This window comes from Acinetobacter populi, from assembly GCF_002174125.1.
GTDB lineage: Bacteria > Pseudomonadota > Gammaproteobacteria > Pseudomonadales > Moraxellaceae > Acinetobacter > Acinetobacter populi.
In genome coordinates this window covers 197,370-209,969 of record NZ_NEXX01000006.1, presented here as the reverse complement: position 1 = coordinate 209,969, position 12,600 = coordinate 197,370, and the positions used below count along the sequence as shown (strand labels likewise).

The 12,600-nt window shown below is 41.4% G+C and carries 12 protein-coding genes; 7 read left to right on the top strand and 5 right to left on the bottom strand.

Annotation, left to right across the window (positions count from 1 at the left end):
- Positions 1 to 120: 120 nt before the first annotated feature.
- The 5 genes from argF to glnL form a co-directional block, all read right to left on the bottom strand.
- Positions 121 to 1,041, bottom strand: coding sequence for an ornithine carbamoyltransferase (argF, locus tag CAP51_RS15110; RefSeq protein ID WP_087621584.1), 921 nt, complete (start codon positions 1,039 to 1,041; stop codon positions 121 to 123).
- Positions 1,042 to 1,144: 103 nt separating this feature from the next.
- Positions 1,145 to 1,792 (bottom strand): TetR/AcrR family transcriptional regulator, encoded by a 648-nt coding sequence (locus tag CAP51_RS15105; RefSeq protein ID WP_087621583.1) that lies wholly within the window; start codon positions 1,790 to 1,792, stop codon positions 1,145 to 1,147.
- A 109-nt stretch (positions 1,793 to 1,901) separates the two neighbouring features.
- On the bottom strand, positions 1,902 to 2,525 hold the full coding sequence (locus CAP51_RS15100) for a hypothetical protein (RefSeq protein ID WP_087621582.1): 624 nt from the start codon (positions 2,523 to 2,525) through the stop codon (positions 1,902 to 1,904).
- Between the two features lie 116 nt (positions 2,526 to 2,641).
- Entirely contained in the window at positions 2,642 to 4,081 is a 1,440-nt protein-coding gene (gene glnG, locus CAP51_RS15095; protein ID WP_425426826.1) for a nitrogen regulation protein NR(I), read from the bottom strand.
- Positions 4,082 to 4,119: 38 nt separating this feature from the next.
- Positions 4,120 to 5,226 carry a nitrogen regulation protein NR(II) gene (gene glnL, locus CAP51_RS15090; protein ID WP_087621580.1) on the bottom strand — a complete coding sequence of 369 codons (1,107 nt, stop codon included), beginning with the start codon at positions 5,224 to 5,226 and terminating at the stop codon, positions 4,120 to 4,122.
- A 348-nt stretch (positions 5,227 to 5,574) separates the two neighbouring features.
- Here glnL and rimO point away from each other — a divergent pair, with 348 nt between their 5' ends.
- The 7 genes from rimO (at position 5,575) to rseP (ending at position 12,567) form a co-directional block, all read left to right on the top strand.
- Positions 5,575 to 6,912 (top strand): 30S ribosomal protein S12 methylthiotransferase RimO, encoded by a 1,338-nt coding sequence (rimO, locus tag CAP51_RS15085; RefSeq protein WP_087621579.1) that lies wholly within the window; start codon positions 5,575 to 5,577, stop codon positions 6,910 to 6,912.
- 124 nt (positions 6,913 to 7,036) lie between these two features.
- Positions 7,037 to 7,774 carry a UMP kinase gene (gene pyrH / locus CAP51_RS15080; protein WP_087621578.1) on the top strand — a complete coding sequence of 246 codons (738 nt, stop codon included), beginning with the start codon at positions 7,037 to 7,039 and terminating at the stop codon, positions 7,772 to 7,774.
- Positions 7,775 to 7,845: 71 nt separating this feature from the next.
- The gene (frr, locus tag CAP51_RS15075) at positions 7,846 to 8,400 is read left to right on the top strand and encodes a ribosome recycling factor (protein ID WP_087621577.1); all 555 of its coding nucleotides are present in this window, start codon (positions 7,846 to 7,848) and stop codon (positions 8,398 to 8,400) included.
- Between the two features lie 22 nt (positions 8,401 to 8,422).
- Positions 8,423 to 9,166 (top strand): polyprenyl diphosphate synthase, encoded by a 744-nt coding sequence (gene uppS, locus CAP51_RS15070; RefSeq protein ID WP_281249293.1) that lies wholly within the window; start codon positions 8,423 to 8,425, stop codon positions 9,164 to 9,166.
- Between the two features lie 4 nt (positions 9,167 to 9,170).
- The gene (locus CAP51_RS15065; RefSeq protein WP_087621576.1) at positions 9,171 to 10,004 is read left to right on the top strand and encodes a phosphatidate cytidylyltransferase; all 834 of its coding nucleotides are present in this window, start codon (positions 9,171 to 9,173) and stop codon (positions 10,002 to 10,004) included.
- Positions 10,004 to 11,212, top strand: a complete 1,209-nt coding sequence (gene dxr, locus CAP51_RS15060; RefSeq protein WP_087621575.1) for a 1-deoxy-D-xylulose-5-phosphate reductoisomerase — start codon at positions 10,004 to 10,006, stop codon at positions 11,210 to 11,212. Before CAP51_RS15065 ends, dxr begins: the two co-directional genes overlap by 1 nt.
- Positions 11,212 to 12,567, top strand: coding sequence for an RIP metalloprotease RseP (gene rseP, locus CAP51_RS15055; protein WP_087621574.1), 1,356 nt, complete (start codon positions 11,212 to 11,214; stop codon positions 12,565 to 12,567). Before dxr ends, rseP begins: the two co-directional genes overlap by 1 nt.
- Positions 12,568 to 12,600: the final 33 nt, after the last annotated feature.

Here is a 12,600-nt window from a genome sequence, read left to right as displayed (position 1 = left end):
TTTATTTTTTATCTTGTATTTGTAGAATAATTCAACGGATAAAAAAATGAAACTTAAAATAAAAAAGTACCTGAAAATTTTCAGATACTTTTTTGTACATCAAACATAAAAATAAAAGAATTAATTACGTTTAATATTTTCATTCAATAAAAATTCAACCAGTGCTTTTTGTGCATGCAAACGGTTTTCTGCTTCATCCCAGACCACAGCATTTGGATGGTCTAACATGGTTTCAGAAATTTCTTCGCCGCGGTGTGCAGGTAAACAATGCATAAACAGGCAGTCTTTATGTGCCAGTGACATCAGATGTTCATTCACTTGATAATTGGCAAAAGCCTTTTCACGCAGTTTTTGTTCTTCTTCCTGTCCCATACTTGCCCATACATCTGTAACGATTAAATCGGCATTGGCTGCTGCATCTTCTGGTGTATCAACCAGTTCGACACAGTGGGCAAATTCACTGAGCAATGCGGTATTGGGTGTATAACCAGCCGGGGAAGCAATCTTAAGCTGGAAACCTAGCATATGCGCAGCTTCCATATAGGAATTACACATGTTGTTGCCATCACCAATCCAAGCCACTGTTTTGCCTTCGATATTGCCACGATGTTCAATATAGGTTTGCATATCGGCAAGTAACTGACAAGGATGATGATCGTCAGTCAGACCGTTAATGACAGGTACAGATGAATAGGCTGCAAATTTTTCCACAATGTCATGTCCGAAGGTACGAATCATGACAATATCAAGCATACGAGAAATAACGCGTGCCGAATCCTCAATGGGTTCTCCACGACCTAATTGTGTATCCCGGGAAGAAAGAAAAATCGCATCACCACCAAACTGGCTCATTCCTGCTTCAAATGAAATACGTGTTCGGGTGCTTGATTTTTCAAAAATCATGCCCATGACTTTGCCAACGAAAGGCTGATAAATTTCGCCTTTGTGTTGTAAGCGCTTCAGTTCGGTTGCTCGTGCAAGAAGTTGTTTGAGTTCGAATTGGGTGAGATCACGTAAAGTTAAGAAGTGACGTAGAGCCATAGCTACTCCACAAAATTGTTGATAACAAACAATTAAGTTTGAGAGGGTTGATGAAAAAAAGAATCGAATAGTTTATAGGCATTTGCCAGTCAATTGCAAATACTTATTGCATTTTTTCCGGGTTTTGATGACCTTCGATAAAACGATCAACGATATAGTTGATATGATCCTTGATATTCATATCCCGCTCTGAAAAGGGCAAGCCGACCATGGTACGCCAATGGATATCATGAAAGAAGCCCAGGAAGTATATTGCGGAATCGAGTGGGCGAGTACAGTAGAGCTGGTTGCATTCATGTGCTTGCTGTAATAATTCTGCTAACAATTGATGCGCACGTTTTGGACCGAAACTATAGAGCTGCTGTGCAAGGTCTTGATCATTCTGGGCAACTAATAAAATCAAGCGGCCAAAGGCAGTGCTTTTGTCGTCAGCGAAAATACTATACAAATCAAACAATAATTCGGATAGATTCTGGCGGATATCGACGGAATTACGCTGACAGGCCAGTTCAATTTGATGGGTGAATTTATTGCATCTTTCCTGGCAGATCGCAATAAACAGGCCTTTTTTACTGCCAAAATACTTGTAGATGGTGGCTTTTGAACCGCCTGCATGCTCAACAATCTGATCAAGACTGACTTTTTCATAGCCATAGCGAAGAAACAAATCTGTAGCAACTTCAAACAATAATGAACACCGATCAGCGCCTCGTTGTGTACATGGTGATTGTTTGATCGTACTAGATTTCATAGATGGATATTCAAGCCTTTGCTATATTTAATTAATTTTAGCATAGTTCAAAAATCCCTTATAGAAGATATCTGTTAAACGATATTCCGAATAAAGGAGAAACTATTTGTTACTTTGTTTTAGGACTTAACAGAACTGGATCTTCCATGTTATAGCCAGTTTCAAACGGAATACCTAGATATTCTACCGTAATTAGAATTTTATTCTGTCTTGGAATCCGAAAAGCCTGTTTGATTTTGAGTTCTGGTGCATAACTGATTGCAGTTTGTGGCTGGCTTTGATAACTGGAATCATGAACATAATATTCGTAATGATAGGCTGTGGCGGTTTCATTGTCATCGTGCCAGCTTGGAACGGATTCTTGTTGTTGATGATCGATCTGAATTGAAAATACTTTTGGATTGAGTGGATAAAGTGAGCTTAAACGACGTTTAATTTTTTGTAATTCTTTATTAAAAGCGACCTCATTATTATCGTAATCAGCTTTTCCTGTTTTGGGATCAATATAAATTGACGTTACTTCAATCAGTTTGTCGTTTTGTTTATTGCGTAAGTCAAAATAATAGAGCTGTGGTAAACGAGCACGACCATCTTCATAATGTCTTAATAAATAAACTTTTTGCTCCTGAGTATCATAACCTAAAAGTTCGATATGTTGTTCGCCACCGACTGTGGCAAAAACAGACAATGGACTCAGCAATAAAATACAAGCCAATAAAAAGCGACGTATCATAAATTAATCCTTATATAAGCAGACTAATCATACGATACATCGCTCAAAAGTGCATCTGTCAAATAAAAGACTGCACTACTAGACAAGCAAGATATGAATTTTAGTGAGTGTGGATTTTATTCCTCCTCATCATCACTGGAATCCATGCCAAGCTCCTTGAGTTTGCGGGTCAGGGTATTACGGCCCCAGCCTAGTAATTCCGCAGCGTGGCGTTTACGGCCTTTGGTTTGGAATAAGGCTGCTTCGATCAATGTGCGTTCAAAGATCGGGGTAGCAATGTCCAGAATCTTCATTTCGCCACTTTGTAACTTGGTCATGACCCACTCTCTTAATAGTTCATCCCAAGCAAAATTGCTAATATTTTCACTATGAACTGGTAGGGCATTCGTGGTGCTATATGAAGGTGTTGAAGTTTTACTTTCAACCGGTATTTGTTTTAATTCTGAAGGTAAATCATCCGGATAAACTTCACGCCCAGTAATCATGACTGTTAACCAGCGACAGGTATTTTCCAGTTGGCGGACATTGCCGGGCCATGGCAGTTGTTGCAGGTATTCCACTGTTTCCGGTTTTAGGATTTTTGGACTAACTGACAATTCTTTTGCTGCACGAACTAGAAAGTGCTGGGCCAGCATTGGAATGTCTTCACTACGATGTGCTAATTTTGGAATATGAATACGAATCACATTTAAGCGATGATATAAATCTTCACGGAATTTACCGGCCTGTACCAATTTCTCCAGATCTTGATGCGTTGCAGCGACAATACGCACATTGACCTTGACCGGGATATGTCCACCGACCCGATAGAATTCACCATCGGCCAAAACACGTAATAAACGGGTTTGGGTTTCAAATGGCATATCACCAATTTCATCTAGAAACAGGGTGCCGCCATTGGCTTGTTCAAAACGGCCTTGACGTTGCGTGTTGGCACCGGTAAATGCCCCTTTTTCATGACCAAATAATTCTGTTTCGATCAAATCTTTTGGGATTGCAGCCATGTTTAAGGCAATAAAAGGTTTGCTGCTGCGTGGGGAATGGCGATGAAGTGCATGGGCGACCAGTTCTTTACCCGTCCCTGATTCCCCATTGATGAGTACCGTAATATGCGATTGTGACAGGCGACCGATGGCACGGAATACTTCCTGCATGGCAGGCGATTCACCAATAATTTCAGTGGATGGTAGAGCAATACTGGCTTTGGTGCTTTCCTGTTGCTGCAATTTGGTGATATGTAAGATGGCGCGATTGACCAGTGCCAAAGCTTCATCGATATCAAAAGGTTTAGGAAGGTATTCAAAAGCACCAGTTTGATAACTTGAAACAGCAGATTCAAGATCCGAATGTGCAGTCATGATGATGACAGGTAAATCGGGGTGACTACTTTTGACCTTGGAGAGAAAATTTAAGCCATCCATACCCGGCATGCGGATATCTGTTAAAATCACATCCGGTTGATTGCTGGGTAGCAAGTCCAAAGCACTTTGTGCTTCTTCAAAGCTGGTGACATCGAAGCCTTCTTCTTTAAATGTTTTTTCAAGGACCCAACGCATGGCACGATCATCATCAATTACCCAAATTTTGTTCCGTGTCATGATTTGCTCTCCCAAGGTAAATATAAACTAAAAACGGTACGCCCAACTTCGGAATGACATTCGATCATACCCTGATGCTGGCGCATTATATTTTGTGCAATGCTAAGTCCTAATCCGGTGCCTTTTGCACGTCCCGTCACCATTGGATAGAAAACGGATTCCACAATTTCTGGTGGAATACCGGGACCATTGTCTTCAATATCGACACGAATTGCACTGCGATGATGTACACCCTGAATGGTGACAAGACGTTGAATTCGTGTTCTGAAAATCAGTTGTGGCTTATGCTCGATAAAGAACTCTTTGTTCTCTGTCATCGCTTGTACTGCATTAACACTAATATTTAAAATTACTTGAATCAGTTGATCACGGTCAGCAATGACATCCGGCAAGGACAGATCATAATCACGCTTTACTGGAATCTTATTCTTGGTTTGACTGAGCACCAGAGAACGTACCCGTTCTAATGGTTCGTGTATATTGACTGCTTCATAACTGGGCAGTTGTCTGGAACCCAGCATGGTGTCGGCCAGATTTCTTAGGCGATCAACTTCGTTAATAATAATTTCGGTATATTCGCTGATATGCGGATCTTTGACATTACGAGCCAGCAATTGTGTTGCACCACGGATACCGCCTAATGGATTTTTAATCTCATGGGCAACACCTCGAATTAGTTGCCGTGCAACCAGATGTTGTTGATCCTGTAATTCTTCTTTGGAAATCCGTAATAATCGATCAATCGGTTGAAATTCGATGAGCAGTAATGGACTCAATTGTTGGGTTGGTAAGGGCGTTAACAATGAAACGGTATAATCAACATACCGGTCTTTTAAACCAATATTGAGTAATGCTTCACGATGGGTATAGGGTTGACCAGTTTGCAAGGTTTTGTTTAGTGCCTGTTCCAGCGTGATACTACTGTCGGATAGCTCGATAAATTGTGTCACTGATTGTTTATGAACGCGCAGGAAACTCATTTCAAATAGAGTTTCACAGGAAGAATTCATATAATAGACGGTTAGGTCTGGATGAACCAACAACACAGCTGTCGTTAAATGATCAACGATGGTTTTGTAGTCTATATTGGTGCGCACATCCATAAGTTAGCGGTTCCAAGAGTTAAAATAGCGCATAAATCAAACAATACCGTAAATGCTTATCATCAGACTATGAATTGGAAGCAAAAAATACGCCAACTATTCTCTAAGTCAATAAATATGCACTAAAACAAGACACTATATAGAATTGCAGTATTTGCACGGTTTTTCCATTAAATAGAAGTAAAGATAAAGAATAAAGTGCATGATTTATTTTTGCACTATTTTGAAGCTTATTTTTGTAAAGTAAAATTATGCACCATAATGTAACATATTGGCTTATACATGCTTTGACTATTTTTCTGTGGAAAAACGCCTTACAATATGCGCATTCTATCGGAGTGTGTGTAAATGAAATCCCCCAAAGTAGGCTTTGTCTCTTTAGGTTGTCCTAAGGCGCTGGTTGATTCTGAGCGTATTTTGACGCAATTAAGAACTGAAGGTTATCAGGTTGCGCAAGATTATGAAGGTGCAGACCTTGTTGTTGTCAATACCTGTGGTTTTATCGAATCGGCAGTGCAGGAGTCTTTGGACGCAATTGGGGAGGCCATTAGTGAAAATGGTAAAGTTATCGTTACAGGTTGTTTGGGCAAGGACGAAGACAAGATTCGTTCAATGCATCCCAATGTCCTAAAAGTCACTGGTGCTGCTGCCTATAGTGATGTGATGGAAGCTGTACATGAGTATGTGCCGCCACCGCCAAAACATAATCCTTTTGTTGATCTGGTGCCGGAGCAGGGTATCCGCTTGACACCAAAACATTATGCCTATTTAAAAATTTCAGAAGGCTGTAACCACCGTTGTACCTTCTGTATCATTCCGAGTTTAAGGGGTGATCTGGTGTCTCGTCCAATTGGCAGTGTCATGGATGAGGCGCAGGCATTAAAACGTGCTGGTGTAAAAGAATTATTGGTGATTTCACAGGATACCTCGGCGTATGGTGTCGATACCAAATACAAGCTAGATTTCTGGAATGGACAGCCGCTCAAAACCAAATTTCTAGATTTATGCGAAGCATTGGGGCAACTGGGAATCTGGGTGCGTCTACATTATGTTTATCCTTATCCGCACGTTGATGCAGCCATTGACTTGATGGCAAAAGGCAAAATCTTGCCTTATCTGGATATTCCTTTTCAACACGCCAGTCCTAGTGTTCTAAAGAACATGAAACGACCAGCTCATAGTGAAAATACATTGGAACGAATCAAAACCTGGCGAGAAAAGTGCCCGGAACTGGTGTTACGTTCGACTTTTGTGGTGGGTTTCCCTGGCGAAACCGAAGAAGACTTTCAATATTTATTGGAATGGCTAAAAGAAGCACAACTCGATCGCGTGGGCTGTTTTACTTATTCTGCGATTGAAGGTGCGCCTGCTAATGATTTGCCTGATCATGTACCGGAAGAGGTTAAGCAGGATCGTTTTGAGCGTTTTATGCAGGTTCAACAGGAAATTTCTGCGGCAAAACTGAAAAAACGTATTGGTCAAAGAATGACTGTGCTGGTGGATGATCTGGAAGATGAATATCCGGTTGCGGTGGCCAGATCATATGCAGATGCACCGGAAATTGATGGTAATGTCTTTGTTGAGGACATTGATCGTAATGCCATTAAAGCAGGCGATCTACTCGAAGTGGAAATTACCGATGCTGATGAGTATGACTTATTTGCAAAACTCATCAGAACATGTTGACTGTCTGAACATGCATGATTGCACATTGCTGTCAGTAAATTTTGAGATATAACCCTATACAATGCCATCTATCTAGATGGCAAAACTATAAATGATTTTAAAGAAATCCCTTTGGAGTAGAAATATGAGCGAAAAAAGTCCACGTTATGCACGCATCCTGTTAAAGCTATCGGGTGAAGCGCTTTCCGGTAACCGTGAAATGGGTATCGATGCAACTGTGCTGGATCAAATGTCTCTGGCGATTGCCCATCTGGTTGGTCTGGGTGTGCAGGTCGGTATCGTCGTGGGTGGCGGGAACTTGTATCGCGGTAGTCAATTACAAAAAGATGGCTTGGTAGGACGTGTCACTGGTGACCAAATGGGTATGCTGGCAACCGTAATGAATGGTCTGGCGATGCGTGATGCACTAATCCGTCGTAATATCAAAACACGACTGATGTCTGCACTGGAAATTGGTACAGTGGTTGAACCGTATTCCAGTCGTGATGCGATTCGTCATTTAAATAATGGTGAAGTTTGTGTATTCGTTGCCGGAACAGGCAATCCATTCTTTACAACAGATACCGCAGCATGTTTACGTGGTATCGAGATTGAAGCCAAATTGATCCTAAAAGCTACCAAAGTAGACGGTGTTTATAATAAAGATCCAAATAAATATGAAGATGCCGTGAAATATGATCATTTAACTTTTGATCAAGTGTTAGATGAAAAATTAGGTGTAATGGATTTGACAGCCATTTGTCTATGCCGTGATCACGATGTGCCATTGCAAGTCTTTGACATGAACAAGTCTGGCTCATTACTGTCGGTGGTCATGGGTGAAAATGAAGGTACTCGCGTGAGTAACGGTACAATCAGATAAATTTAGTCACACTTTTCTGATTAAATCACTTTATAATAGTTAAATTTTGAAAAACCGAAGCGGAATTAACCATGATTAATGACCTGAAAAAAGATGGCGAACTACGTATGCAAAAAAGCATTGAGTCTTTGGAACAAGGCTTTGCAAAAGTGCGTACTGGACGTGCACATCCTTCGATGTTAAATGGCGTAATGGTGCCTTATTATGGTTCAGATGTCCCTTTAAATCAGGTGGCAAACGTCGGTGTCGAAGATTCACGTACACTGATTGTTCAACCTTTTGAACGTACCATGGTGTCAGCAATTGATAAAGCTATTCGTGAAAGCGATTTAGGTTTAAATCCGATTAGTGCCGATGCTATTCGTGTACCTCTTCCTGCATTGACTGAAGAAACACGCCGTGATATGCAAAAGTTGGCACGTAGTGAAGCTGAAAATGCCAAAATCGCAATTCGTAATATCCGTCGTGATATTTTGGGCGATGTCAAAGATCTGTTGAAAGAGAAAGAAATTTCTGAAGATGATGAGCGTCGTGCGGGTGACGATGTGCAAAAATTGACAGATAAATACATCGCCGAAGTGGATAAGCGTCTGGCTGCCAAAGAAGCCGAATTGATGCAGGTGTAATGCATTGATTGCTCAACCTTTATTGTCACCACATTTGCCCAAGCATGTTGCCATCATTATGGATGGCAACAATCGTTATGGTAAAAAACATCGACTTGCATCGGGCGAGGGGCATCGGGCGGGTAAAGACTCGCTTGATCCTATTGTAGAGCATTGTCGAAAAACAGGTATTTCTGCACTTACCATCTTTGCTTTTTCGAGTGAAAACTGGAATCGTCCCGTTGCAGAAGTTGAATTACTGATGCATTTACTGGAAGAAGCGATTCATCAGCAAATTCCACGTATGCATGCACATCAGATCGCCTTGCGTTTTATCGGTGATCGTACAAAGTTATCGCCTCAACTTTGCAGTTTGATGGCAGATGCAGAGGCGCAAACGGCAAATTATACGACCATGACACTGACCATTGCGATTAGTTATGGTGGTATGTGGGATATTACTCAGGCTGCACAGAAAATTGCTGAGCAAGTCCAGCAAGGGCTTCTGCAACCTGCACAAATTGACGTCAATCTGTTTAACCAGCATGTATGTTTAAGTGATCTGCCAGCAGTTGATGTGCTGATTCGTACAGGTGGTGACTATCGGTTATCAAATTTTTTAATGTGGCAATCGGCATATGCAGAGTTATTCTTTACAGAAACACTCTGGCCGGATTTTACAATTAAAGAATTTGATCAGATATTAAAAAAATTTGCACGAAGAGAGCGTCGGTTTGGTAAAACCTCCGAGCAAGTTCAAGCGATGCAATATCCACAAGAGAATTAGAATTATGTTAGAGCGGATCGTTACCGCATTAATCCTGGTTGCGGTCGTTTTAAGCTGTATGTTTGCAACGACTGCACCTTATCCAATGATTGTATTAATGTCTTTGGCAGCGCTAGGGGCGGGGTACGAGTGGTATAAGTTAATGCCACAAAAAAATGATCTTGAACCTGTACAAAAATCTAAGGCATGGCTGTCAGGTATTGTGATTGCAGTCATTGTACTGATTTCAATTGTATATTTAAAAGATGTATGGATTTTATTGTGGCTGGCATCGATTGGGGTGTGGGGTGTTAGTCTGAGCTGGGTGCGTCGATATCCACAATATGATGGCTGGTATAATTCAATCCTGTATTTTCTAGGTGGATTATTAATTATTGCAGCGGTGACGGCAATATTTTCACTTTGGGAATTTTCGCCATGGTGGTTGATGTATGTATTCTTGTTGGTTTGGGGTGCAGATAGTGGTGCCTACTTTGTCGGTAAGAAATTTGGTATGCGTAAACTGGCGCCGCTGGTGAGTCCGAATAAGTCGATAGAAGGCCTGATTGGTGGTCTGGTGACTTCAGGGATTATTATCATTATCGTATCAAGTTTATATTTGGATTTATCTTTCTGGCCATTTGTAGGTTTTATGCTATTGTCCCTGATCACAGTGATTGCATCAGTGTTGGGTGACTTGGTGGAATCTATGGTCAAACGCCGTGCCGGTATCAAAGATTCTGGCAGAATTTTACCGGGACATGGCGGTGTGCTGGATCGTGTCGATTCCTTACTTGCAGCAGCACCTGTTTTTGCCGCAGGTATTTATTTATTTAAAATTTTGGGGTTTGATATTTAATGAAACAGTCTGTGGCGATTTTAGGTGCAACAGGGTCAATTGGTCAGAGCACACTTAAAATTTTGGCTGATCATCCTGATAAATATCACCTCTATGCGATTTCTGGATTTCATCGAATCGCCGAACTGGTTGATATTTGTCTGCAATTTCAGCCTGAAGTTGTAGCATTACCACAAAGTCATGTTGCATTATTTAAAGACCTCGCGACTCAAAAACAATTAAAACAATTACCAGCGTTGCTTGTTGACGAAGCAGGACTTGTGGCAATTGCCTCTGCACCAGAAGTGGATGTGGTCATGGCTGCCATTGTGGGTGCAGCTGGCTTATCTTCAACTTTAGCAGCAGTCAAAGCTGGAAAACGGGTTTTGCTTGCCAATAAAGAAGCCCTAGTGATGGCGGGTGAGATCATGCTGGCCGAGGCTAAAAAATCTGGCGCATTGGTTTTGCCTGTCGATTCCGAGCATAATGCCATTTTTCAATGTTTACCTCAGCAATACTTTTCACATCGACAGCAGAATAAACAACCACAGCTTGGGGTGTCTCGTCTATTGTTGACAGCCTCGGGCGGTCCCTTTTTAAATTTTAGTCTAGAGCAAATGCAGCAGGTGACACCTGCACAAGCCTGTAAACATCCAAACTGGTCAATGGGGCAAAAAATTTCTGTAGACTCTGCAACATTGATGAATAAAGGTTTAGAATTAATTGAGGCCTGCCATTTATTTGCAATATCAGAACATTTTGTTACAGTTGTAATCCATCCACAAAGTATCATTCATTCTATGGTGCAATATATTGATGGTTCAACACTGGCACAGATGGGAAATCCTGATATGTGTACACCGATAGCACATGCGCTGGCATGGCCGGAACGTATTTCGACTCAAGTCAAAACACTGGATTTATTCGAGGTGCAAACACTGGATTTTTGTCCGCCTGATCTGGATAAATTTCCGGCATTGAAATTGGCTAGACAGAGTATGCGAGAGGGCGGTACTGCACCCGGCATTTTAAATGCCGCGAATGAAATCGCTGTGGCAGCTTTTTTACAGGAAAGAATTAAATTCTTGGATATCGCAAATTTGGTAGATGCTGTTTTACAACAGAGTCAGTTTGAATCAACAGATGATGATTTGAATGTAGTGATGGCTGCGGATCAGTGTGCCCGTGATAAAGCGGCACAGTGGATCAGACAATACGGAGTACAATGATGAGTATCCTGTTTATTATTGTCGCAGCAGTTTTGTTACTAGGCCCGTTAATCGCCATACATGAGTTTGGACATTATTGGGTGGCTCGGCGTGTCGGTGTAAAAGTGCTGGTCTATTCTATAGGCTTTGGCCCTACATTGATCCAATGGACATCAAAAAAATCTGGAATTCAGTATCGGCTTGCTGCATTGCCATTGGGTGGTTATGTGCGCATGCTTGATGAAAGGGAAGGCAATGTCCCCGAAGATCAGCTACATCTGGCTTTTAATCGGCAATCCCCATGGAAAAGGATTGCAATTGTTGCTGCTGGTCCATTGATTAATTTGTTATTGGCAGTGATTTTATTCTGGATATTAAGTTTGCCTGCCAGTGAACAGTTAAGTACCCGTATTGGCAAGGTCATCGAACAAAGTCCTGCGGCTCAGGTTGATTTGAGGGTAGGAGACAAAATTACTGCGATTGATGCACAGGCAACACCGACTTGGGAAAAGTTAAATTACGCTTTACTTGGGCGTATGGGTGAAACAGGTTCCGTGGATATTACTGTTGAGCGTGGCGGACAGGTGCTACAAAAACAGTTGCCGATCAAAAACTTTATTCAGGACCAAAATCAATCTCCATTACAAAGTCTGGGTTTTATGCCTTATCAGCCGCATATTCAGCCGATTATTGGTGAACTGTCAAAAGATGGTGCAGCCTTGCGTCAAGGTATGCAGGTTGGAGATAAAATTACTGCCATTAATGGACAACCTGTACAAGACTGGTATCAGGTGGTAGAGCAGATTCGCTTATCCCCTGAAAAATTAATGATTTTTACGGTTTTACGGGATCAACAATCCGTTGACCTACAGATTATGCCACAGGCACGAAAAGATGCGATGGGCAATCAAACTGGATTTATTGGTGCTGGAATCAAACAAGAGCATTACAAAATTCCAGATGAATTTTTGATGAAAGTACAATATACACCCTTGCAGGCTTTTTCTGTTGCAGTTGATAAAACTTGGCAACTCTCGGTAATGACTGTTACGGGTATTGTAAAAATGATTAAGGGCTTGATTGGTCTAGATAATCTATCCGGTCCGATCACCATAGCTAAAGTTGCTGGACAAAGTGCAGAAATGGGCTGGCAAACCTTTTTGTCTTTTATGGCATTAATGAGTGTGAGTCTTGGTGTGTTAAATTTGTTACCGATTCCTATGCTAGATGGTGGACATCTAGTATATTACATCATCGAAGCTTTGCGTGGTCGCCCTGTGTCTGAACAAGTGCAATTGTTTGGATTAAAAATTGGTATGGCGCTGTTGGGTACAATGATGCTATTGGCTTTATTTAACGACATAATGCGTTTGTAATGAACTTCAACCTAATTGATTGAAAATACTGGA

Excerpts from the sequence above, each read along its gene's own strand:
- dxr (WP_087621575.1), top strand. The coding sequence starts at position 10,004 with ATGAAACAGTCTGTGGCGATTTTAGGTGCAACAGGGTCAATTGGTCAG.
- CAP51_RS15100 (WP_087621582.1), bottom strand. The coding sequence starts at position 2,525 with ATGATACGTCGCTTTTTATTGGCTTGTATTTTATTGCTGAGTCCATTG.
- pyrH (WP_087621578.1), top strand. The coding sequence starts at position 7,037 with ATGAGCGAAAAAAGTCCACGTTATGCACGCATCCTGTTAAAGCTATCG.
- CAP51_RS15105 (WP_087621583.1), bottom strand. The coding sequence starts at position 1,792 with ATGAAATCTAGTACGATCAAACAATCACCATGTACACAACGAGGCGCT.
- glnL (WP_087621580.1), bottom strand. The coding sequence starts at position 5,226 with ATGGATGTGCGCACCAATATAGACTACAAAACCATCGTTGATCATTTA.
- frr (WP_087621577.1), top strand. The coding sequence starts at position 7,846 with ATGATTAATGACCTGAAAAAAGATGGCGAACTACGTATGCAAAAAAGC.
- glnG (WP_425426826.1), bottom strand. The coding sequence starts at position 4,081 with ATGCGTTGGGTCCTTGAAAAAACATTTAAAGAAGAAGGCTTCGATGTC.
- rimO (WP_087621579.1), top strand. The coding sequence starts at position 5,575 with ATGAAATCCCCCAAAGTAGGCTTTGTCTCTTTAGGTTGTCCTAAGGCG.
- rseP (WP_087621574.1), top strand. The coding sequence starts at position 11,212 with ATGAGTATCCTGTTTATTATTGTCGCAGCAGTTTTGTTACTAGGCCCG.
- argF (WP_087621584.1), bottom strand. The coding sequence starts at position 1,041 with ATGGCTCTACGTCACTTCTTAACTTTACGTGATCTCACCCAATTCGAA.
- CAP51_RS15065 (WP_087621576.1), top strand. The coding sequence starts at position 9,171 with ATGTTAGAGCGGATCGTTACCGCATTAATCCTGGTTGCGGTCGTTTTA.